This is a genomic window from Gordonibacter urolithinfaciens, from assembly GCF_900199375.1.
Classification (GTDB): Bacteria; Actinomycetota; Coriobacteriia; order Coriobacteriales; family Eggerthellaceae; genus Gordonibacter; species Gordonibacter urolithinfaciens.
The window spans coordinates 1,253,668-1,274,370 of sequence record NZ_LT900217.1; the positions used below are offsets into that span (position 1 = coordinate 1,253,668).

20 protein-coding genes are annotated in these 20,703 nt (G+C 67.2%); 8 read left to right on the forward strand and 12 right to left on the reverse strand.

Annotated features, from left to right (window positions below):
- Positions 1-24: 24 nt before the first annotated feature.
- Positions 25-702 carry a TetR/AcrR family transcriptional regulator gene (locus tag BN3560_RS05505; RefSeq protein WP_096227305.1) on the reverse strand — a complete coding sequence of 226 codons (678 nt, stop codon included), beginning with the start codon at positions 700-702 and terminating at the stop codon, positions 25-27.
- Between the two features lie 226 nt (positions 703-928).
- Between BN3560_RS05505 and BN3560_RS05510 the strand changes: the two genes are divergently transcribed.
- Both BN3560_RS05510 and BN3560_RS05515 read left to right on the forward strand, forming a co-directional pair.
- Positions 929-2,113 carry a M50 family metallopeptidase gene (locus tag BN3560_RS05510; RefSeq protein WP_096227306.1) on the forward strand — a complete coding sequence of 395 codons (1,185 nt, stop codon included), beginning with the start codon at positions 929-931 and terminating at the stop codon, positions 2,111-2,113.
- On the forward strand, positions 2,110-2,499 hold the full coding sequence (locus BN3560_RS05515; protein WP_096227307.1) for an MmcQ/YjbR family DNA-binding protein: 390 nt from the start codon (positions 2,110-2,112) through the stop codon (positions 2,497-2,499). The genes BN3560_RS05510 and BN3560_RS05515 overlap by 4 nt, the downstream gene beginning before the upstream one ends.
- On the opposite strand, the gene BN3560_RS05520 is transcribed toward BN3560_RS05515, so the two are convergent.
- From BN3560_RS05520 to BN3560_RS05540, 5 genes are all read right to left on the reverse strand, one after another.
- Positions 2,496-3,374 (reverse strand): sensor histidine kinase, encoded by an 879-nt coding sequence (locus tag BN3560_RS05520; protein WP_096227308.1) that lies wholly within the window; start codon positions 3,372-3,374, stop codon positions 2,496-2,498. The two genes, BN3560_RS05515 and BN3560_RS05520, sit on opposite strands and share 4 nt — an antisense overlap.
- Before the next feature lie 18 nt (positions 3,375-3,392).
- Positions 3,393-4,304, reverse strand: a complete 912-nt coding sequence (locus BN3560_RS05525; protein ID WP_123649910.1) for a hypothetical protein — start codon at positions 4,302-4,304, stop codon at positions 3,393-3,395.
- Positions 4,297-5,277, reverse strand: coding sequence for an ATP-binding cassette domain-containing protein (locus BN3560_RS05530; RefSeq protein WP_096227310.1), 981 nt, complete (start codon positions 5,275-5,277; stop codon positions 4,297-4,299). The genes BN3560_RS05525 and BN3560_RS05530 overlap by 8 nt, the downstream gene beginning before the upstream one ends.
- Before the next feature lie 118 nt (positions 5,278-5,395).
- Positions 5,396-6,127 carry a response regulator transcription factor gene (locus BN3560_RS05535; protein ID WP_096227311.1) on the reverse strand — a complete coding sequence of 244 codons (732 nt, stop codon included), beginning with the start codon at positions 6,125-6,127 and terminating at the stop codon, positions 5,396-5,398.
- A 72-nt stretch (positions 6,128-6,199) separates the two neighbouring features.
- Complete coding sequence (locus tag BN3560_RS05540; RefSeq protein ID WP_096227312.1) at positions 6,200-6,556, reverse strand: winged helix-turn-helix transcriptional regulator; 357 nt, start codon at positions 6,554-6,556, stop codon at positions 6,200-6,202.
- Positions 6,557-6,703: 147 nt separating this feature from the next.
- On the opposite strand from BN3560_RS05540, the gene BN3560_RS05545 reads away from it, so the two are divergent.
- Positions 6,704-7,216, forward strand: a complete 513-nt coding sequence (locus BN3560_RS05545) for a nitroreductase family protein (RefSeq protein WP_096227313.1) — start codon at positions 6,704-6,706, stop codon at positions 7,214-7,216.
- Between the two features lie 187 nt (positions 7,217-7,403).
- Here BN3560_RS05545 and BN3560_RS05550 read toward each other — a convergent pair whose 3' ends face one another.
- On the reverse strand, positions 7,404-8,774 hold the full coding sequence (locus BN3560_RS05550; protein WP_096227314.1) for an MATE family efflux transporter: 1,371 nt from the start codon (positions 8,772-8,774) through the stop codon (positions 7,404-7,406).
- A gap of 763 nt (positions 8,775-9,537) precedes the next feature.
- Here BN3560_RS05550 and BN3560_RS05555 point away from each other — a divergent pair.
- The 3 genes from BN3560_RS05555 (at position 9,538) to BN3560_RS05565 (ending at position 12,159) form a co-directional block, all read left to right on the forward strand.
- Entirely contained in the window at positions 9,538-9,936 is a 399-nt protein-coding gene (locus BN3560_RS05555; protein WP_096227315.1) for a hypothetical protein, read from the forward strand.
- The gene (locus BN3560_RS05560; protein ID WP_096227316.1) at positions 9,933-10,586 is read left to right on the forward strand and encodes a TetR/AcrR family transcriptional regulator; all 654 of its coding nucleotides are present in this window, start codon (positions 9,933-9,935) and stop codon (positions 10,584-10,586) included. Before BN3560_RS05555 ends, BN3560_RS05560 begins: the two co-directional genes overlap by 4 nt.
- 112 nt (positions 10,587-10,698) lie before the next feature.
- Positions 10,699-12,159 carry a cation:dicarboxylate symporter family transporter gene (locus BN3560_RS05565; RefSeq protein ID WP_096227317.1) on the forward strand — a complete coding sequence of 487 codons (1,461 nt, stop codon included), beginning with the start codon at positions 10,699-10,701 and terminating at the stop codon, positions 12,157-12,159.
- 218 nt (positions 12,160-12,377) lie between these two features.
- Here the strand turns inward: BN3560_RS05565 and BN3560_RS05570 are convergent, their stop codons facing one another.
- On the reverse strand, positions 12,378-13,169 hold the full coding sequence (locus BN3560_RS05570) for a Cof-type HAD-IIB family hydrolase (protein ID WP_096227318.1): 792 nt from the start codon (positions 13,167-13,169) through the stop codon (positions 12,378-12,380).
- Positions 13,170-13,555: 386 nt separating this feature from the next.
- On the reverse strand, positions 13,556-14,752 hold the full coding sequence (locus BN3560_RS05575) for a winged helix DNA-binding domain-containing protein (protein ID WP_096227319.1): 1,197 nt from the start codon (positions 14,750-14,752) through the stop codon (positions 13,556-13,558).
- 454 nt (positions 14,753-15,206) lie between these two features.
- Here BN3560_RS05575 and BN3560_RS05580 point away from each other — a divergent pair, with 454 nt between their 5' ends.
- Positions 15,207-16,361: a helix-turn-helix domain-containing protein gene (locus tag BN3560_RS05580; RefSeq protein ID WP_096227320.1), complete on the forward strand. Its 1,155-nt coding sequence runs from the start codon at positions 15,207-15,209 to the stop codon at positions 16,359-16,361.
- A gap of 89 nt (positions 16,362-16,450) precedes the next feature.
- Here BN3560_RS05580 and BN3560_RS05585 read toward each other — a convergent pair whose 3' ends face one another.
- Both BN3560_RS05585 and BN3560_RS05590 read right to left on the reverse strand, forming a co-directional pair.
- A complete protein-coding gene (locus BN3560_RS05585) occupies positions 16,451-17,170 on the reverse strand; it encodes a DUF6198 family protein (RefSeq protein WP_096227321.1) in 720 nt (239 codons plus the stop codon).
- Position 17,171: 1 nt separating this feature from the next.
- Positions 17,172-19,058: an ATP-binding cassette domain-containing protein gene (locus tag BN3560_RS05590; protein WP_096227322.1), complete on the reverse strand. Its 1,887-nt coding sequence runs from the start codon at positions 19,056-19,058 to the stop codon at positions 17,172-17,174.
- Between the two features lie 152 nt (positions 19,059-19,210).
- Here BN3560_RS05590 and BN3560_RS05595 point away from each other — a divergent pair, with 152 nt between their 5' ends.
- A complete protein-coding gene (locus tag BN3560_RS05595) occupies positions 19,211-19,417 on the forward strand; it encodes a hypothetical protein (protein WP_096227323.1) in 207 nt (68 codons plus the stop codon).
- 158 nt (positions 19,418-19,575) lie between these two features.
- Here BN3560_RS05595 and BN3560_RS05600 read toward each other — a convergent pair whose 3' ends face one another.
- Complete coding sequence (locus BN3560_RS05600; protein WP_096227324.1) at positions 19,576-20,700, reverse strand: DUF1648 domain-containing protein; 1,125 nt, start codon at positions 20,698-20,700, stop codon at positions 19,576-19,578.
- Positions 20,701-20,703 lie beyond the last annotated feature (3 nt).

Consider the following 20,703-nt stretch of genomic DNA (forward strand, 5'->3'; position numbering starts at 1 on the left):
ACGGCCGATCCAGCACTCAAACAATCATGCGCGCTCCCCTTTCTCCTGCAAATTGCGCTCGTAGCCGTCGCGGAACTCCTCGAGCATGCCGGCGATGCGGCCGGGCTGCACGTCGAGGCCCATGAGGTGCAGCAGCTCCACGTAGTAGTCCATGCGGCGGCGCATCTGCTCGGCGTCGGTCAGGCGGAACGCGGGGCTCACCCACAGGTTCGCCAGCATGAGGATGACCTCGGCCATCTCCTGCGGATACTCCGTGCGGATGGTGCCGTCGGCCATGCCCTCGCGGATGATGGGCTCCACGAATTGCGGAGCCACCTCGTTGATGATCGACTGGTACTGCATGCCCAAAAAGCGACTGTTGCGCACCGGGTCGGGCGCGATAGCCACCTCGGCGCTCAGGGGCAGCTGCGGGCCCTCCATCGAGGCCTCGAACAGCGCCTGCATCTTCTCGAGGCCGGTCATGCGCGGATCGTCGCGGATCTCCACCAGCAGCCGCATGAGCGGCTCGCTCTCGCGGTCGATGGCGGCGTTGAGGATGTCCTCCTTCGATTTGAAGTGGTGGTACACCGCCCCCTTCGTCACGTCGAGCTGATCGACGATGTCTTGGATGGTGGTGTGCTCGAAGCCCTTCTCGCGGAACAGGCACATGGCCGCATCGAGGATGCGGCTCACCGTCTCCTCAGGGTACTTGTTGCGCGCCATGAATATCTCCTCTTCGATAGAACGAACGGATGTTCAATGTGAAGCATCCGAGTGGAACCCGCGCCGCATCGCTCCCTTCGTGCCGAAAACCAATGCGTCGTTTTCCTAAAACATACCGACGGTATGTATCTTACGACACTGGAGCCTAGGGAGCAAGGGCGAACTTCGCAGCGATGTGAGATACTGGGAGGCGGCTTTGGACAAGCGGCGAAGGAAGGCAGGGGGCGTGACGGCAAAGCGAAGCGAACGGAAGCGTCAGTGGGGAGCGAAGGCGCTTGCCATCGTGCTGTTCATGGCGGCCGGCGCCGTGGGCGGCTACCTCATCGGGCACGCCATGAGCAGCGGCGAGGGCGATCCGCTCGGCACCGTCGCCTGGCTCGTCGCGGCCGTCGCGCTCTTGGTCGTTGCCTGCATTTTGCAGGTCGTCGTCCACGAGGCGGGGCACCTCGTGCTCGGGCTGGCGACCGGCTACCGGTTCCGCTCGTTTCGCGTGGGCAGCCTCATGCTGGTCGAGCAAGACGGACGGCTGTGCCTCAAGCGGCTCTCCATTCAAGGGACAGGCGGGCAATGCCTCATGGGGCCGCCCGACCTCGTTGACGGGCGCATCCCCTACCGGCTCTACAACCTGGGCGGCGTGCTGGCGAACACCCTGGTCTCCTTGGTAGCGGCAGCCCTCGCCTTCGCACTGCCGCAGAGGCTCGCGGCGATCTTCTTCGCGTTCCTCGCCCTCGTCGGCTTCGTGTTCGCGTTGACGAACGGCCTGCCGCTCACCGTCGGCGGCGTGAACAACGACGGCAAGAACCTGCGCTCGGCAGGCGAATCGCCGGATGCGCTGCGGGCGTTCTGGACCATCCTCAAGGTGGGCGAGGCCCAGGCGGACGACCTGCGCGTGAAGGACATGCCCGCCGCCTGGTTCGCCGTGCCAGCCGATGCCGAGCGCCTACGCAACCCCCTCATCGCGTCCGTGGCGGTGCTCGCCTGCAACCGGCTGCTGGACGAGGGCCGCACCTCCGAGTCCGCAGACGCCATTCGCGACCTGCTAAAACGCAAGACAGGCATGCTCGGCCTGCATCGCTCGCTGTTGAAGGTGGACCTCGCGTACTGCGAGCTCATGGGCGAGAGCCGCGCAGAGGAAGCCGAGCGCGTCCTCGACGCCGACGCCCGCAAGCTCATGAAGGCCATGAGCAGCTTCCCCTCCGTGTTGCGCACGCGCTACGCCCAAGCGCTCCTCGCCAACTGCGACGAGGAAGCGGCGCGGCGCATTCGCGAGGAGTTCGACCGCTCAGCGGCGCGCTACCCCTACCCGAGCGAGATCGAGGGCGAGCGCGAGCTGATGGACGCGGCCGACGTCCGCTTTCGCGAGCGAGCCGCGCACGCAACCGACGTAACCGAGGAAGGAGCGCAACGATGACCGCGCACGAATGGCTGGACGCCTACCTGCTGGGCCTGCCCGGCGCGACGACGGACTACAAGGTGGAATGGGAATGGCAGCGCTATCAGGTGGGCGGCAAGATGTTCGCCGCCACCATGCAGCCGGGCCCGCAGCACCATGAATACGCCGGCCGCCGCCTCGTGTCGCTTAAGTGCGACCCCGCCTGGGCCGAGCAGCTGCGCGCCGAGCATCCCGACGACATCCTCCCCGGCTTCTACGCCGACAAGCGTCATTGGATCTCCGTCGACCTCGACGGCGACGTGCCCGAAGACCTTCTGCGCGAGCTGTGCGGCCACTCCTACAACCTCGTGTTCGCCAAGCTGACGAAGAAGATGCAGCGAGAGATAGCTGAAGGACAGTCCTAACCCGGCAGCGCCAGCTCCACGACCAGCACGTTTCCGTCCAGGCGCGCGGACAGGCGCATGCTCATGGCTGCGGCGAGGCTGGCGGACACGGCCAGGCCGAGGCCGCTCCCGACCTCGCTGCGGGCGGCGTCGGCCCGGTAGAAGCGCTCGAACAGGCGCTCGGGATCGAAGGCGGCGGGGTCGGGAACCTCGTTCGCGAATGCCACGCAGGCTCCGCGCTGCTCCACCGCAAGCGGCCCCGAACCGTGGCGCAGCGCGTTGCCCACGAGGTTCTCGAAGATGCGCGCGAGGGCCTCGGCATCGGCATCCACGGAAAGCCCCTCGTCCTCGAAGTCCACGCGCGGCTCCCATCCGCGCCGCTCGAACGCGGGGAACTGCCCCACCAGCACATCGGCCAGCGCCGGCAGCACGGCCATGGGACGCAGGTCGAGCGCGAGGTCGGGGTCGTTCGCCTGCGCGTAGGCGAACAGCTGGTCGAGGAGCGCGCCCATGTCGTCGAGCCGCGCCTCGGCGGCGGCCAACCGGCGGGCGCGCCCGGCGTCGTCGCCCTCGTCCTGCGCGAGGCGCAGGTACCCCTTCGCGCCCATGAGCGGCGTGCGGATGTCGTGCGAGAGGCTGGACAGGTCGCGCTGGAACTCCTGCTGGCGGCGCTGCCCCTCGAGCCGCTCCCGCTGCGCGGCGTCCAACTGGGCGTTCACCGCCTCGGCCAGCTCGGCGAACGCCCGCCCGGGCGCCTCCACCGTCATGCGCGCGTTGCTGCGCGCGTCGCGCCCGCGCAGGAAGCGCGCCATGCGGCGCAGCTCCCGGCGGAAGAGGAGCGCCGCCGCGCCCGCCCCGACGGCCAAGCACGCAAGCCCCACCAGCACATACGCCATCCGAACGCCCTCCTTGCCCTACACGTCCCTGCGCCGGCACGCCGTGAGCGACAGCGCCGCGCACACGGCTGCGATCGCTCCGAACACGATAAGCGCCTGCGCCGCCGCGGGAAGCCCGGCCACGGCGGACGCGCCCGCCTCGAACAGGCCCGTGCCTCCCGCCGCCAGCCGCTGCTGCACGGACAACGGCAGCCATTGCACCGCGTCGCCCACCAGCGGCATGGCCGGCGCGAGCACCGCGGCCGCCCCCAATACCATCGATTCGAGGAAGCCCGTGGGCACGAGCGCCGCGAACACGACGCCGACCGTCTTGCTGCGCGTCGCCCACGCGATGAGCGCGCCGAGGAACGCGTACGCCGTCAGGACGAGCCACGACAGCACCGCCCAGCTCCAATACTCGCCCACCGTCTCCGTGCGCTCGTAGGAGAACCCGAGGACCGCGTACACCGCATCCGACAGGAGCATGCCCGCCAACAGGAAAACCCCGCACAAGACCGCGATCAGCACGAGCTTCTCCGCAAAGTACGCCCGACGGTCGCCGCGCCCCGCGAGCACGTTCTTCGCGAATCCCGTGTCGAAGTCGGACGAGGCCAGCAGCGCCGCCAGCACCGCGAGGATCAGCCCGAGGAATCCCACCATGAACGTGTTGCCGTACGAGTAGGTGCGGCTGCCGATGACCTTCTCATTGAGCATCCGCACTTCGGCTGCGTCGAGGTCGGCGCCGTTGGGCGTGGTGAGCGTGACGGTCGCGCCGCTCTGGCGCGCCTCCTCCTGCGCCTGCTCGTTCACCATCTGGGCGAACTCGGGCGTGGTGGCGAACCAGACGAGCCCGGCTGCCCCCACCACGACGAGCGCGAGGAAGGCCAGGCCCACCCACAGCATCTTGCCGTGCACGAGCCGGTAGACATCGGATTTCAACAGGTTAAACATGGCGCGCACCGCCTTCCTCGCACGACGCGGCGCGCGCAGCCCCCTGCGCGCCGCCTTCCATGAGCTCCACGAAGTAGTCCTCGATATCCCGGCGCACCGGGCTCATCTCCAGCACCGTCTGGTCGGCGTCGTGGAGAAAGCGCGACACGGCCGTCGCGTCGTAGTCGCCCGCGACGGAGAGGGACTCATCGGGCAGTGCGCGCAGCGTTGCCTGGGGAAACGCCTCCTCCATCAACGCGAGCGCGCGGGCCGGGTCGGCCGTGCGCACGCGCAGGCTGTCGCCGCACTCGGCCTGCACCTGCTCGGCGGTCATCTCGCGCACCATGCGGCCTTCGGCGATGATGCCGAAGCGCGTGGCCACGCGGTCGAGCTGGTCCAGCACGTGCGAGCTGATGACCACGGTCACGCCGAGCGTCTGGTTCAGCCGCACGATGAGGTTTCGCATGGCGCGCGTGCCCTCGGGGTCCAGGCCGTTGAACGGCTCGTCGAGCAGCAGCAGGTCGGGCGAGCCCACGAGCGCGAGCGCCAGGCCCAGCCGCTGCTTCATGCCGAGCGAGAAGCCCTTCGCCTTCTTCCTGCCCACGCCCTCGAGGCCCACGAGCGCAAGCGCCTCGCGGCAGCGCGCCGACGCGTCGACCACGCCCAAGGCCAGGGCCTTCGCCATGAGGTTCTCGTAGGCCGTCAGGTTGGGGGCGATGCCCGGCGCCTCGATGAGGGCGCCCACGCGCGACGTTCCCGCAGGCCGCACGGCTTCGCCGCGAACGACGGCGCCGGCGCGCCCGCCGAACAGCTCGATCTCGCCCTCGGTGGGCGCTGCCAGCCCGCACACCATCTTCATGACGGTGGACTTCCCCGCCCCGTTCTTCCCGACGAACCCGTAGATGTCCCCCTGCGCCACATGCAGGTCGAGCCGGTCGACCGCGCGCTTGCCGCGGTAGGACTTCGTCAGCCCCCGCGTCTCAACGACGTTCATGAACGCCCCTTTCCCTTCGCCTTCTCAACATGCTTCCAGCTTACGGAACAGGGTTTCAGGAAGGATGAACCAACCTTTAAGAAAGCTTGAAGATGCGGGACGCTCCTTTCCGCGCAGGTCATGCGCCCTCGTCGACCGCCAGCTTGAACCCGAGGCCCCACACGGTGCGGAGGTAGCCGTCGGTACCGGTGGGCTTGAGCTTGGCGCGGATGTTGGACACGTGCACGCTCACCGTGCTGTCCTCGGCGGCGTAGGGTTCGCCCCAGGCCAGCTCGAACAGCTCCTGCTTCGTGTACACCTTCTTCGGATGCAGCGCCAGAAGCTCCACGATGTTGAACTCGGTGCGCGTGAGGGGCACGTCCGCGCCGTCCACCGCGAGCGTGCGCGCGGCGCGGTCGACGGCCCATGCGCCCACGCGCAGCACGTCGCCGCCGGGCTGCGACGCAGGGACGCGGCCGCGGTGGCGCAGCTGCACCTCGATGCGTGCGAGCAGCTCGTCCAGGTCGAAGGGCTTGGCCAGGTAGTCGTCGGCGCCCAGCTTGAGGAGGTCCACCTTGTCGGTGGCGCTCGTGCGCGCCGATGTCACGACGATGGGCGTATGGGCGTCGGCAGAGCGGATGAGCCGCACGATGTCCTCGCCGGGAAGGCCGGGCAGCATGAGGTCGCACACCACCACGTCGAACCGCTCGCCGCGCGCGTCCGCCGCCTCCAGCACGAGCCGCGCCTCCGTTCCCGAGAACGCCTGCGTGCAGGCGTACCCCGCATGCCCCAAGTGGTCGGCCACGATGCCGCTGATGTGGGCGTCGTCCTCCACTATGAGCACGGTGGCGCTGGCTGTCGCATCCGTCATGCTCGCCTCCTTCTGCACCTTTTCCAAAGAAGTATTCGGCTATTCCGCATCTTTTCCCATGGTTTGAGCTGCCTATTCAACGCCTTTTCCCCTCGCCTCCACGCCCATCTCGTCGAGCACCTCGCCACCCCATTTGCACATGGCGTTCAGCACCGGAGTGAAGCTGCGGCCGCGCTCGGTGAGCGAGTACTCCGTCTTGGGCGGCACCTGATGGTACAGCTCGCGGTGGAGCATGCCGTCGGCTTCCAACTCGCGAAGCTGCTGGGTGAGCATCTTGGGCGTGGCCTGGGGCATGAGCCGCTGCAGCTCGCCGAAGCGCAGCACGCCGTGCTTGCTCAGGTGCCAGAGTATCAGCACCTTGTGCTTGCCGCCCACGATGTCGATGGTCGCTTCGACGGGGCAATGGTAGGCATCTGGGCAGGTTTTCATGGCAGCGCTCCTTTGCGGCGGGCCTTCGGCGGCAAGCCCTTGCTTTCCTTTTCGGTAGTATATTCCAAAATAGTGCCTACTTGCTTGTCCGGTAGCGGCTTCTATCATGAAAGGAGAAACGAACCCGTCCGAGAGAAGGAGCATCCCATGTCGTTTACCAACCTTGCCAAGAAGCGCTGCTCTATCCGCGCCTACGATCCCGACCCCGTGGAACCGGACAAGATCGCCGCCATCGTGGAGGCGGCCCACGTCGCGCCGAGCGCCGCGAATCGCCAGCCCGTGCGCCTCATCCAGGTGGAAAGCGCGGAAGGGCTCGCGAATCTCGGAAGGTACGCGAACCTTTACGGCGCGCCGCTCGCGTTCATCGTGTGCGCAGATGCCGAGCGCGCTTGGAAGCGCCCCGTCGACGGCATGGTCTCCACCGCCATCGACGCCTCCATCACCTGCGACCACATGATGATCGAGGCCACAGACCTGGGCCTCGGCAGCGTGTGGATCTGCGCGTTCGACCCCGCCGGCGTGCGCGAGGCGTTCAACCTGCCCGCCTCGCTCGTGCCGGTGAACATACTGGCCGTGGGCCACGCCGCCGACGAATGGAAGAGCCCCGAACGTCACGCGGTCGAGCGCATCCCCGTGCAAGAGCTGGTGACGAAGGCGTAGGCTGCGCGCCGTCCCCGTGCCCTGCACGTGCGCGACTTCCTGGCTGGATTGGCAATTTGGCGGTCATATGCACTCGTTATCGAACGCGCTGGATAGCGCCATCAGGCGTTTCTTTCGATGAGCCGGCTTCGCAGGCTTTTGGAAGGGCTATTTCGGGTGCATATGCGTTCCGTTTTGCCACATCCCCCTATCTTTCCCGCAGCACACCGCGCGAGCGCGACCAGCGGCGCAGGTAGACGCCGCCGATGATCGCGGGAATCACGGGCGAGGCCGCCTGCGCCACGAAAATGCCCACGTAGCCGAAGCCGAGCGCGCCCGAGAGCAAAAACGCCAGGCCGAAGCGCACGGCGAACGCGTCGATGAGCGAGTTCGCCAGCACGAGCCGCGGCGAGCCGGCCCCGAGAGCGAACGAGTCGAAGCTGTACATGGCCGCGTAGAACAGGCCGTTCACACTGCACGTGATGCGCAGGTAGAGCACGGCGATGTCGAACGGCGCGCCCTGCGTGAGGCCGTAGAGCCCCACGATGGCCGGCGCGAGCAGCTGGATGAGCACCTGGATGCCCAGCGTGACGCCGATGTTGAAGCGCGCTCCCAGCCGCGCGACGTCGCGGGCGCGCGCGAGCTCGCCGGCGCCGGCGCACTGCGCGGACGCCGTGGTGATGGCCTGGCCGATGGCCCAGCAGGGCAGCCCCGCGATGGTGCTTATTTGCAGCCCCACGCCCGCCGCTGCGGCAACGTCCACGCCATAGCGGTTGAGCATGCCGGTGACCAGCGCGTACGACAGGTTCACCACCGCCATCTGCACGGCGGAGGGCACGCCGACCGAAAGCACCGCGCGCACGTCGGCAGCGAAGCCGCCCGCGAGAACGTTGCTCCCAAGCACGCGCCCCGCCGCGAAGCGCCGCCGCACCAGCGCGAGCGCGAGCAGCGCCGAGAGCCCCTGCGCCGCCACGGTGGCCACCGCCGCGCCCGGCACGCCCAGGCCGGCCGGGCCCACGAGCACCAGGTCGAGCGCCACGTTCACGAACGTCGCCGCACCCACCAGCAGAAGCGGCGTCCACGCGTCGCCCTGCGCTTTGAGGAACGCGGCCGCGGCGTTCATGAGGAACGGCCCGACCGCGCCGCAACAGAGCACGGTCGTGTAGGCCACGGCCCCGTCGAGCGCCGCCGCGGGCACCGCGTTCGCCGTGAACGCCGGCCGCGCGAGCAGCGTGCCGGCCGCAGCGATGCCCGCAGATGCCAGCAATGCCACCAGGAGCGTGGCCGCGTAGGCCCGTCGCTGCGCGCCCACGTCGCCCGCGCCCACCGCGCGCGCCACCACCACGCCGCCTCCGGCCGAAAGGCCGATGACGAACGCGTTCACCAGGAACACGGCGTTCACCGCGTTGCTCATGGACACGAGCCCCACGTCGCCCACCACCTGGCCGACCACCGCCATGTCGACGGCCTGGTACACGTACTGCAAGATGTTCACCGCCATGAGCGGCAAGGCAAACGAGAGCAGCTGCCGGAACAGCGGCCCCTCGGAGAAGGAAACGGTCGATGAAGAAAAAGCCATAGGTCACCTCGGAGGATCGGAATGCGAAAACGGAAGGAGGCAGGGGCTCGCGACGGCCGCAGCCACGCGATGCGCCCAGCGCATGAAAAAGCGCCGCGGACGAAGCCATCCGCGGCGCTCAAGGTTCCCGGCATCCCGGCATCGACGACAAGGCGTGCCCTTAGGCAGCGCGCCTCCCGATGCCGATGGTCCTGTCCGTCCCTGCTCCGTGCGATGCTTCATCGGCGATCACGCACAGAGCGGCAGCCCTGCAAAGTATCATTGGTTCCCCCAACGAGGTGGTTGCAACGCCGGCCAGCATACCGCGCCAGCCGGGTCGCGTCAACCACGTGCGACCCCCACCCCGCGATGGAGGCCGCCCAGGCGAAGACCGTGCTGCGCGATATATGAAGCATGACAAAAACAGCACGATGATTGAGCGAGTTTGCAGTATGTCGGCAAGCTCCTGCTGTGTCATGCTCTTGGTGGCGCGACACACGTGCATCTTGCTTTCGAGCGACTACCTGCTTTTCGCCACGCCGCCCCCGCTCGATTTATCGCGAACTGTTTCTTTCATTTGTTGTCATAGATACCTGGCTTCGTCCACCGCATGGAAGGAGAGCGTCGTCTCCGGGCTTGAAAAGCTAACGATCGTTTGCTAAATTGCTTCCATTGGCTAACGTTCGTTAGCTTTACGAGAGAAAGAGAGCACCATGACGACGACGGCTCGGCAGGATCGAAGGCCGCATCCCCTCGCAAGGGCTCGCGCGGGTTCGCGCTGTTCATGAACTGGTTCGACGGGATATGCTCCGTCGTGTGCGGAGGGTTCATGGCGGTAAGCGGGCTCGTCGCCATGTCCGTCAGCTGGAACGACGTCATGCCCATCGAGTTCCTGGGCGTCCTGCCCTTGCCCGAGCCGCTCATCGCCACGTGGTTGTGGCCGGGAGTGGCGCTCGCACTGGTGAACGGCGCGCCGAATATCGTCGCGCTCGCTTTGCGCTTCCGCGGGAAGCGGGCGGCGTCGTATAGGTGGGGAATCGCGGCAGGCGTCCTGCTCATCGCCTGGACCGCGTTCGAGCTCGCCTTCATGCCGAACGGCATCTCCGCATTCTACCTGGCGCTCGGCGTGCTGCAGACGGCCGCGAGCTGGCACGCGCTCCGCACCGGGGAGGACATCGCATGACGCCCCGCCGCAACACCAAGGAGGACATCCTGCAGGCATCGCTGCGCCTGTTCGCCCGCGCGGGGTTCGAGGCGACCGGGATGCGCGAGATCGCAGCCGCCGTCGGCATCCAGCCGGCGTCGGTCTACAAGCACTTCGCCTGCAAGCAGGCCATACTGGACGCGCTCGTCAGGCGCATGGACGAGCGATACGAGCTGGCATCCGCCGCCATCGGGCTCCCGGAGGGCAGCGTCGACGAGCAGGTGCGCGACTACGCGGTTACCCCGGTCGCACAGATGGCGGACCTCGGCGAGGGGATGTTTCGCTACTGGACCGAGGACGAGTTCGCCACGTTGTTCCGGCAGATGCTCACCGTAGAGCAATATCGCACGCCCGAGCTGGGCGCACTGTACCGCCGCTACTTCATCGAGGCGCCGCTCGCGTGGCAGGAGACGTTGTTCGCATCCATGGTGGAATCGGGCGCTTTCGTGCGCGACGACCCGAAAATGCTGGCGCTTGAGTTCTTCGCGCCGCTCATGATGCTCATCCAAGCTGCCGACGGCGCGACCGACGCGGCCGCCCGCGAGCGCCTGGTCGATCTCGCACGACAGCATGTGATCCGCTTCGGCGAACGCCACGCGTGCGCCCCGAACGCGGAAGGGCCCGAATAGGCGGGGAGCAATCGGTTCGGCAACGGGCGCGAGACGGTTGCCGGCGGAGGGCAGGACGGCTTCGCGCGCGCGGCATACTGGAGGGCGCTGCCGTCCAGAAAGCTGATCGCCCATGCCGCTCGAAACCCTGCTTCCCGTCCTCGCCGTCCTGGCCGTGTTCACCGTCCTGCTGGGGGCGCTCTGGCTAATGAAGCGGCGCGGCATCGGCTTCACGCCGCGGGTGTTCACGGCGCTGGGACTAGGCATCCTGTTAGGGGCGGGCATCCAGCTGGCGCTCGGTCGCGGCAGCGACGCCGCCTCCATGGCGCTCGACTGGATGGCCGTGGTGGGCCAAGGCTACATCGCGCTTTTGAAGATGCTCGTGATGCCGCTCGTGTTCGTGGCCATCGTGGGCGCGTTCACCCGCACCAAGGTGACGGAGAACCTCGGCCGCATCAGCGCCGTGGTGCTGGCGGTGCTCCTGGGCACCGTGGCCGTGGCGGCGCTCACGGGGTGGGCGGCCGTCGTGCTCTCCGGCCTGGCGGGCGCGAGCTTCACCGACGCAGGCGCCGGCTCGAGCGCCGCGAGCCTCGAGGCCCTGCAGGCCGACCAGCAGCAGGTGGCGAACCTCACGCTGCCGCAGATGATCCTGTCGTTCATCCCCGTGAACGTGTTCGCCGACCTGGCCGGAAGCCGCGCCACGTCCACCATCGCCGTGGTCATCTTCGCCGCCATCACAGGGATCGCCTACCTCAAGCTGCGCGCCCGCGGCGAGGGCGCAGCCGACGTCCCCCCTGCCGCCACCGCCGCCGCGTGCGAGCAGGCCGCGTTCTTCCGGCAGCTCATCGACAGCCTGTATGGCATCGTCATGCGCATCGTGTCCATGGTGCTCGCGCTCACGCCCTACGGCGTGCTGGCGCTCATCGCGCACGTCATGGCCACGAGCGACTACGCGGCCATCCTCGACCTGGGCAAGTTCGTGGCCGTGTCCTACGGGGCGCTCGCGTTCATGTTCCTGGTGCACTGCCTCATCCTGCTGGCGAACCGTGTGAGCCCGCTCGCCTACATGCGAAAGGCGTTCCCCGTGCTCAGCTTCGCGTTCGTGGCGCGGTCGAGCGCAGGCGCCGTGCCGCTGAACATCGAGACGCAGACGCGCGCCCTGGGCGTGGACGAGGCCACGGCAAACTTCGCCGCCAGCTTCGGCATGTCCATCGGGCAGAACGGGTGCGCGGGCATCTACCCCGCCATGCTGGCCACCATCATCGCGCCCACGGTGGGCATCGACGTGTTCTCGCCCACGTTCGTCGCGGGGCTCGTGGCCGTGGTGGTGATCAGCTCGCTGGGCGTGGCGGGCGTGGGCGGCGGCGCGACGTTCGCCTCGCTCATCGTGCTGGGCACCATGGGGCTGCCCATCGAGATCGTGGGCCTGCTGGCCTCGGTCGAGCCGCTCATCGACATGGGCCGCACCGCGCTCAACGTGAGCGACTCCATGGTGGCGGGCGTCACCGCGTCGAACGCGGTGGGCGGCCTCGACCGCGCCGTGCTGCGCGACCCCGAGGCGCGCGTGAGCGGCGAGGGGCATGCGGGGATGTAGGGGATTGCCCCCGCTTTCCTCCAGACTGCAGAATTTGGCAAGAATATCGAGGTAGGGCACGACGAAGTTCTCGTCGAAAAATCCGAACTGGGATTATGGCGGCGAAGGAACCCCTGGCCTCATCCAAATCGCCTGAATCTCTGCCCTAGGTCAAATTTTCTGCCACATTCAATCGAACGGGGATCCGGCTTGCGGCACTGGCCGTCCAACCTGGCAGCCTAGCCCAGCCCCTCCAGCACGCGGCGCAGCTCGGCCTGCACGCCGTGGTCCACGTTCGTGCCGATGACCTTATCGGCTATCTGCTTGATGGCGTAGCGCGCGTTACCCATGGCCACGCTCGTCCCGGCCATGCGCAGGATCTCGTAGTCGTTCATGGAGTCTCCGAACGCCGTCATCTCGTCGGCCCGGATACCGTGGGCGTCCAGCACCTGGCTCACGCCGGTGGCCTTGCTCACGCCGCGCTGCATGACGTCGATCCACTTGCGGCCAGACGGCGCGAACACGAAGTCGTCGTCCAGCTCGCGCGTGAGGATGTAGGCCATATCCATAACGTCCTCGTCGCAGTACACCGATGCCTTCAATATGTTCACCTGGGGCGACGGCACCGCATACACGCGCACGGGGTTCGGCAGATTCTTGTCCACCTCGCGCTCGAAGCGCGCCTCATCGTCCAGGAGGTAGCTGCGCGTCTCGTCGAACAGCGCCAGGTGCATGGTGTCGAACATATCCACCACGCGCGCCAGCCGCTTCACGGCCGCATGCGAGAATACCTCGAGGTCCACCAGCTCGCCCTCCACGATGACCTGCGCGCCGTTCGACGCCACGAAGTCCATGCAGTCCACGATGGGCTCGAACAGCTCGCACAGCGTGTCGAAGCGCCGCCCCGACGTGGCCGCGAACCGCACGCCCCTCTCCCGCAGGCGCAGGATGAGCTCGTACGTGCCGTCGGGCACGCACTCGTTCGCGTCGAGCATGGTGCCGTCCATATCGCTGGCGATGAGCTTGAGCATGGGAACCTCCTTTGTTGAGGTGCGGCCATGCGAAGGGCGAAGGGTTGCCGCCGCCTGAGTCGGCAGTCGCCGGAACGAGCCATCGCAGGAATTCACCGCCGGAATCCCACCACTGCCCGCTGCACATCCCGCCACCATCCAATGAACGCCGCGCCGCTTCCGCTTTCTCGGCCATTGTACGGCCCGCTTCCGCTTGGCACCGTTTCTCCACCGAGACTTTGCAGGATTTTGAACAAGCCGACAACTAGAAGGACAAAAGCCCCTCTGCAACATGAGGCACCGCACCAAAGATCGCTCAAGCATCCTTCCGCGGTGCCGTTCTTATGAAAGTGCAGCTGCGCTATCCACCGTAAACGAAACTCCCCTTTCAAATGAACGGCCGGGGGTTACCCTTCGAACGCCGTGAGCTCCAGACCGCGGAAGGCGGCGTGCTGTTCGGCGAGGACGCGCACCTGCCGGCCGTCGACGGCGTCGGACCACCAGTTCGCCTCCACCTCCAGGCCGGCGCCCTTCTTCGTGCCGGTCCACGTACCCACCACCTCGCCGCAATGTACGATAGCGCCCGGATTGGCCACCGTGCGCCATATCCGACGTTGCAGCGCTTTGTCCGACTGCAGGACGACGCGGTCGCGCTGGTCGAGGTAGGGGTCGTGCGCGGCTAGCAGCAGCAGCTCGCGCTCAAGCGGCTGCGGCGCGAGCAGGCGCTCCCGGTCGGCGGACAGCACGTAAGCCTTCTTGCCCAAAAACGTGACCGGCTCCATCTCGTCGGCGGCCGTCTTCCATAGCCGCCGCGCCTGAGCGCCAGAGCATCCCAGCCACGCGGCCAGCCGGTCGGCCGTGGTCGGCCCGTAGCAGTGGACGAACTTCCGCACGAGTTTGCGGGACGCGTCCGCGTCGGGCGCCAAGAGGCGGCCGAGCCAAGTGCGGTACGACGTGAACGTGGGGCTGGCCCCCTCGCGCGCGCCGAACACCACCAGGCCCTTGAAGGAGCAGGGCCGCAGCAGGAACGACACCGCTGCGCCGCCCACCGTCTGCTTGTCAGGGCTGCCGTACATCGACAGCTCGTTCCACAAGGAGCGTTTCTGCGCGGGCAGTAGCGGCTCCATCCACGCGGCCAGCGTTTGGTCGAGCGATGTCTTGCCGGTCACCGTCCGCCCGTCCAGCTGTGGCATGACCTGCTCCAGCAAGACCAGCAGCTCGTCGAACCCCACGCCCAGAAAGTCGAGCGCCAGCCCGATGCCCCGCGTGTAGATCCAGGGTTCTTCGCCCTCCGCCGCAAGCGCCGACAGGAACGCGGCGCTGTCGGCCGCCGGGAACACGACGGGCGTGCCGCGAAAACTCCACGCCTGTACGAGCGAGCGCTCCTCCAGCAGCAGGCGGTCGCGATCGGCCGCCTTGCACGCGGGCACGCGGTTGAAGAGCGCAGCCTCCCACGCACCGGGCGGCGTGTTCTGCATGCCGCAGGCGCCGACCGCTGCAAGCACGTCGGCCTTAGCGTAGAACGTGTCCAGATGGTGCGCGTGCAGCCTGAAGTTCCGCACCTGCTCCACGTTCAGCTCCATGCTCGGCTCCGACTTTGCCATGCGACCATCCCTTTCGCGGCTCTCTTTTGCCGTCCGTTTCACGCACCATACCAAATAGGGTACCTCCTGTGGCGGCAGAATACGTCGCCGAACTCTTGCCGCCGAACGAAAGCGCCACGACAAGCTACGTATAACCCCAGGTCATAGCTTCCGCAACCTCAGCGTGCGCGAAAAAAAGCAAAACGCACCATCAAAGTGGTGGAGCGGGCGGCCCTGCAACCGCATGATAGAAGCACCGAAAGGGAGTGCGGGGGGGGGGGGGGGGGGGGGGAACGCGGGCCAGCCAATTTTGCCACGAGGGGCTGGCACATTCGCCCGCCTCGGGCAGCGTGCGAACGACGAATCCAAACGGGCCCGTCGCTCGCACGCTGCCCGAGGCGGCGAGATCGCGCACCACAGCTTCGCTGCCGCACCGTTCGGGTATGATACCTACCAACAACGAAAGGAACCTACCATGAGCTTCGCCGACAACCTCGTCTACCTGCGCCAGCATTACGGCGTGACGCAGGAGGGCCTTGCCGAGCAGCTGGGCGTGTCGCGCCAGACCGTGTCCAAGTGGGAGGCCGGAACGAACTACCCCGAGATGGACAAGCTGCTGGCGCTGTGCGACCTGTTCCACACCAGCCTCGACGACCTCATGCGCGGCAGCGTGCACGTGACCAAGGAGAACGACACCGAGCGCTACGACCGCCACATGAACCGCTTCGACCTGTCCATCGCGCTCGGCGTGGCGTGCATCCTCGTGGGCGTAGGGGTGCAGGTGCTCCTGGATGCCCTCGGATGGCCGAGCAACATATCGACCGTCGCGTTCCTGTCGTTCGTGGTGGTGGGCGTGGTCGTCCTCATCGTGGGCAGCCTCAACCACGGCGAGTTCAAGCGCCGCAACCCCTCCATCGAGCCGCGCTACGCCGCCGACGTGCTCGAGCGCTTCAGCCGCCGCTTCCCCGTGCTCATCGCCGGCGGCGTGGGACTCATCCTGCTCGACGTGATCATGCTCATCGGCCTCTCGCCTGAGGACAGTTCGCTCGATCTCGTGCGCGGCGTCCGTTTGGACGAACTGATCGTCGCGCCGTTCATGTTCGTCCTTGCCGTCGCCGTGGGCACGCTCATCTGGGCTACGATGCAGAAGTCGAAGTACGAGCTGTCCGAGCTCACCTACATCGCCCACCGCCAGAACCTCGGCGCCGATCTGCCGCCCACCGCCGTGGTGAAGTCGCCCGAGCAGGTGCGCGCCGAACGCGTCATGGGCGTGATCTGCGGCTGTATCATGCTGCTCGCGCTGATCGTGTTCCTGGTGTGGGGCTTCGTGCCGCTGTTCGACCAGGTGGGCGGCTGGGACGGAATCGACAAGCACGCACTGAAGGACGCCATCCGCGCCGGTCAGGGTGGGTTCGCCATCAGCTGGATCGCGTTCGTGGTTGGCGGCATCCTCTGCGGCATCGTATGGATGGTGGGCAGCGTGCTGGGCAAGTCGCAGGACGACTGGATCGCCGAGGCGAAGCAGGAGGACGCCTGGTTGAAGTACGCGCAGGCCGACGCCAAGGAAGACCCCTGGGCGCGCGGTCCCGAGCAGCCGGAAGGCTCCCCCGACCAGCCCACGTGGAAGTAACGCCCGCCTTAGAAGGCGAGCGCCGTTATGGACGGAAGGAATGCGGCGCCGTCCCGCAGCACCGCCCGCGCCTTTCCGCCTCCCCCTCCCTAGAGCGGCAGGTGCTTGCGATAGGCCACGCGCTTGTCCATGATGCGTTGGACAAGGCCGATCGATCGGCCCATGAGCAAGGCGGACACGACCGTGCCCACGTTGATGCCGAACAGCGCGCCGCCGCCGACAAGGCCGATAGCGCAGGTTGCGAGCAGCGTCACGACGTCGAACCATACCTTCACGCGGGCGTAAGGCTGGCCGATGGCCGCGCACAGGTCGCGCGGAAATGTGTCGATGGGCATGACGGGCAGCTGGCAGCGCGTGCAGAAGTACACGGTCACGGCCACGACGGCGAAACCGCCGACGAACCACAGGCACGACAGCGCAAGCGACTCTATCGGGAACAGGTCGTTCATCCACGACCCGTTGAAGTCGATGAGCGCCCCGCCCACGGCGCAGACCAGAAACGACACGAGGTAGCGCCAGTCGAGCGTTCGCCTAACGGCGCACAGGATGGCAACGAGCCCTATCTGGAATACGACGTACCACACGCCGTAGCTCACCTGGGGCGCTATGGCGTTGAGTGCGAACGGCAGCGCGGCGGCCGGCACGAGGCCCACGTCGGCATGCGCCATGGCAGCCACGCCCAGAGGGATGATCAGGAAGTAGACCGCCCACGCCAGCTCGGCCGGAAGCACGAGCGACGGCGAAGCGGCCGCTTCGCCCGCAGGCTTGCCAGCCAGCTCGTCGGCGGCGCGCACGGCTTCCGAGGGCATGCTACTCGCCCAGCTTCTCGGCGGCTTCGAGCCACTCTTCCTCAAGGGCGTCCACTTGGGATTGCAAGTCGTTGATCTGCGCTTGGAAATCGCCGAGGGCAGCGAAGTCGCTCGGGTCGGCGGCGGCCATCTGGGCGCGCACGTCCTCTATCTTGCCGTTGAGCGTCTCCATCTTGCGCTCGTTCGACTGCATGAGCTTGCGCAGCGTGCGGATCACGCCGCCGGTGAGACGGGGCCCGGAGGCGCCTTCGACTTCGGAGTCACCCTGATCGGCGGCGCGATGGGGGCTTTGGCCTGCGGCGCGGTCGGCCGCCCGAGAGGAAAGGGCACCGGATGCGCGGCCGCTTTGGGCACCCTGGGCGGCACCGGTCGCGCGCTCCGTCAGCCGCAGGTACTCGTCCACGCCGCCGGGGAGGTGGCGCAGCTTGCCGTCCAGCAGGGCGAACTGGTGGTCGGTCACGCGTTCCATGAGGTAGAGGTCGTGCGTGACCAGCAGCAGCGTGCCCGGCCAGCCGTCCAGCAGGTCCTCCACCGAGGCCAGCATGTCGGTGTCCAGGTCGTTGCCCGGCTCGTCGAGGATGAGCACGTTCGGCTCGTCCAGCAGGATGAGCATGAGCGCCAGCCGGCGCTTCTGGCCGCCCGACAGATCGCTCACGGGCTCGTTCAGGTCGGCGCGCGTGAAGCCCAGCTTCTCCAGCAGCTGGCCCGGCGTCATCTCCTTGCCGTCGAGCATGGTGCGGCGGCTGTAGCGACCCACCACCTGCCGCACGCGGTCGTCGCCGAAGCGCGCCAGGTCGTCCAAATGCTGCGACAGCACGGCGAAGCGCACCGTTTTACCTATCTTCACCAGGCCGGCGCTGGGCTTCTGCAAACCTTGGACCACCCGCAGAAGCGTTGTTTTGCCCGCGCCGTTCTCGCCGACGATGCCGTAGCGGTCGCCGGGGCCGATGATCCAGTCCACGTCGTCCAGCACGGTACGGCCGGAGCCGTCCCCGCCGTCGAAGCGCACGGTCACGTGCTCCAGGTCCACCACCTGCTTGCCCAGGCGCGCCATGGCCATGCGCTTGAGCTCCAGCTCGTTGCGCAGAGGCGGAACATCGGCGATGAGCTCCTGGGCCAGGGCCACGTGGAACTTCGGCTTTGTCGCGCGCGCCCGCGCCCCGCGCGAGAGCCAGGCCAGCTCGCGGCGCAGGTCGTTCTGACGCTTCTGCTCGGCCAGCGCCGCCAAACGGTCGCGCTCCACGCGCTGCATGATGTAGGCCGAGAAGCCGCCCTCGAACGGGTCGACCACGCGGTCGTGCACCTCCCACATGCGCGTGCACACCTCGTCGAGGAACCAGCGGTCGTGAGTCACCACCAGCAGTGCACCCTGCCCCGCGCGCCAACGCGTTTTCAGGTGTCCGGCCAGCCACGTGATGGCGCGCACGTCCAGGTGGTTCGTGGGCTCGTCGAGCGCCAGCACATCCCAGTCGCCGATGAGCAGCCGCGCAAGGTCCACCCGGCGGCGCTGCCCGCCGGACAGCGTGCCCACGCGCGCGTCCCACGGAATGTCGGAGGCCAGCCCCGCGATGATGTCGCGAATGCGCGCGTCGCCTGCCCACTGGTACTCCGGCAGGTCGCCCACCACGGCGCGCTCGACGGTGTCGTCGTCGGACAGCGCGTCGGCCTGCCCCAGCACGCCCACGTGCACCGTGCCGTTCTTCAGCACGCGTCCGTCGTCGGGCTCCAGCGTGCCGGCCAGCAAGTTCAGCAGCGTGGACTTCCCGTCGCCGTTGCGGCCCACAATGCCAATGCGGTCGTCCTCCTCCACGCCCAGCGACACGCTGTCGAACACCGTCTTCGTGGGGAATTCCACCCGCACCTTCTCGCAACCCAGCAGAAACTCCATGTATCCATCCTTCGCATTCGCACGTTCGCTCCCATGATAGCGAAACTGCGCGGGTACGGCGTTCCCATTCGCAAAACTGCACGTACGCCGGCGGCGTCAACGAACGGTTACGTTACAATAAAAACGAGCCCGAACATTTATATCAGCGCCTCGTGCAGACGGCACGTGCCGCGAACCCTTCCATCACCGCAATCGCCACCTCCGTGGACAAAGCGGCGGACATCAAGCGCGAGAGCCTGCGGCTCGAACTCGAGGCCATCCAGTCGAGGTACGAGGACGGATCGTTACCCCGCGCCTCGTACAAGCGCTTGCGCGAGAACGTGGCCCTCATGCAGATGGATCTGGAAGACAACCTGTAGGAATACCAGGCGGGGAACGCCGTCGTCGGCGATGAGGGCTTTCGGCGCTTTTCGAGCCAAGGCGCCTGGTTCCCGCATTCGACGCGTTGCCGCCCTCAAGAGCGAGGTTCAACCCGTCCGAAAGGACCTTCCTCTTCCAACCGACCTTCCGCGCCTCCTTACATCAGCATCATCACGACCACCACGAAAGCCACCGTGAGCACGAGACCGGCAAGCATGATAGCCCAGACAGCAGGACGGGCCCAGTTCATGGTCCAACCGATGCCGAAGCGCTCGGGCAGAAACAGGCTGGCGTCGTCGGGATTGTAGTAGAACACGCCCAGCTTCCAGTGTTCGTCGTCGTCGGCCAGCAGCCTTTCGGAAGCGGCCATGCGCGAGAACACGCGAGAGCCCCCCTGGCCGTAAACCAGGCTGATAACGATGGAGCCCACCACTATCACCAGCGCCAAGGCCACCACGAACACGCCTGCCTGCCCCAACCCTATCACGCCAATGAACGAAAGCTCCATGACGGGGCCCAGCAGGCTGAGAGCCAGGCCGCCTGCCACCAGCAAGATGCTCTGGGCGCGCGCGAACATGCCGTAGGCCAGCGCCGAGGTGGCAGGTGCGGACGGGTTCGACGGCCTCTTCGAGCGCAGGATGGTCCAGTGCGCAAACGCCATGCAGGCCGCCACGAACGCCACGATGAGCGCAGGAACCAGTATGGTGAACGGGGTTTTCTCCATGTACTCCGTCACCTCGCCCTGAAAGTTCATGTGCTGCGGGATCAAGTCGGGCATCTGCGCGTACCCGACGGCGCCGATGGCCAGCGTCACGGCAATGACGGGCAGGTACAGCAAATTCCACTTGAGCGAGACCGCGCGCGGCACGGGCGCGTCGCCCACCACGGCCACCGACTCACGTGCGCTGGCCTGCCAGCCCTGCTCCTTCTTGTAGGACTGCACCTTCGCCCGGAAATACAGCATGAGGCCATAGCTTCCGACGCACAGCAGCAGCATGCCCACGCACAGCACGGCCAACGCCAAACCGGCATCGCCCGTGAACGCCCCGAAAGCGCCTACCGCGGTGAGCACGGCGGTAAGAGCGGACATGATCAGGGCGTAGCACCGCTTGAGCCGACGCAGGTAGGGGTCGTGCGCCGCCGTGTCGGGCACGGTGACGGCGAACACCTCGCCGCGCCTCATGAGGAACGGCGTTACGATGGTCATGATGCCCGTCAAGGGCACGAGCGCGACGGTGAAGGCGAGCATCGTCGCAGCGAACTCGGTTGCGTTTCCCTCCATTGC

Coding starts and splice junctions, on each gene's coding strand:
- BN3560_RS05505 (WP_096227305.1), bottom strand. CDS start 702: ATGGCGCGCAACAAGTACCCTGAGGAGACGGTGAGCCGCATCCTCGAT.
- BN3560_RS05515 (WP_096227307.1), top strand. CDS start 2,110: ATGACCGCGCACGAATGGCTGGACGCCTACCTGCTGGGCCTGCCCGGC.
- BN3560_RS05520 (WP_096227308.1), bottom strand. CDS start 3,374: ATGGCGTATGTGCTGGTGGGGCTTGCGTGCTTGGCCGTCGGGGCGGGC.
- BN3560_RS05525 (WP_123649910.1), bottom strand. CDS start 4,304: ATGTTTAACCTGTTGAAATCCGATGTCTACCGGCTCGTGCACGGCAAG.
- BN3560_RS05530 (WP_096227310.1), bottom strand. CDS start 5,277: ATGAACGTCGTTGAGACGCGGGGGCTGACGAAGTCCTACCGCGGCAAG.
- BN3560_RS05535 (WP_096227311.1), bottom strand. CDS start 6,127: ATGACGGATGCGACAGCCAGCGCCACCGTGCTCATAGTGGAGGACGAC.
- BN3560_RS05540 (WP_096227312.1), bottom strand. CDS start 6,556: ATGAAAACCTGCCCAGATGCCTACCATTGCCCCGTCGAAGCGACCATC.
- BN3560_RS05545 (WP_096227313.1), top strand. CDS start 6,704: ATGTCGTTTACCAACCTTGCCAAGAAGCGCTGCTCTATCCGCGCCTAC.
- BN3560_RS05550 (WP_096227314.1), bottom strand. CDS start 8,774: ATGGCTTTTTCTTCATCGACCGTTTCCTTCTCCGAGGGGCCGCTGTTC.
- BN3560_RS05555 (WP_096227315.1), top strand. CDS start 9,538: ATGAACTGGTTCGACGGGATATGCTCCGTCGTGTGCGGAGGGTTCATG.
- BN3560_RS05560 (WP_096227316.1), top strand. CDS start 9,933: ATGACGCCCCGCCGCAACACCAAGGAGGACATCCTGCAGGCATCGCTG.
- BN3560_RS05565 (WP_096227317.1), top strand. CDS start 10,699: ATGCCGCTCGAAACCCTGCTTCCCGTCCTCGCCGTCCTGGCCGTGTTC.
- BN3560_RS05570 (WP_096227318.1), bottom strand. CDS start 13,169: ATGCTCAAGCTCATCGCCAGCGATATGGACGGCACCATGCTCGACGCG.
- BN3560_RS05575 (WP_096227319.1), bottom strand. CDS start 14,752: ATGGCAAAGTCGGAGCCGAGCATGGAGCTGAACGTGGAGCAGGTGCGG.
- BN3560_RS05580 (WP_096227320.1), top strand. CDS start 15,207: ATGAGCTTCGCCGACAACCTCGTCTACCTGCGCCAGCATTACGGCGTG.
- BN3560_RS05585 (WP_096227321.1), bottom strand. CDS start 17,170: ATGCCCTCGGAAGCCGTGCGCGCCGCCGACGAGCTGGCTGGCAAGCCT.
- BN3560_RS05590 (WP_096227322.1), bottom strand. CDS start 19,058: ATGGAGTTTCTGCTGGGTTGCGAGAAGGTGCGGGTGGAATTCCCCACG.
- BN3560_RS05600 (WP_096227324.1), bottom strand. CDS start 20,700: ATGGAGGGAAACGCAACCGAGTTCGCTGCGACGATGCTCGCCTTCACC.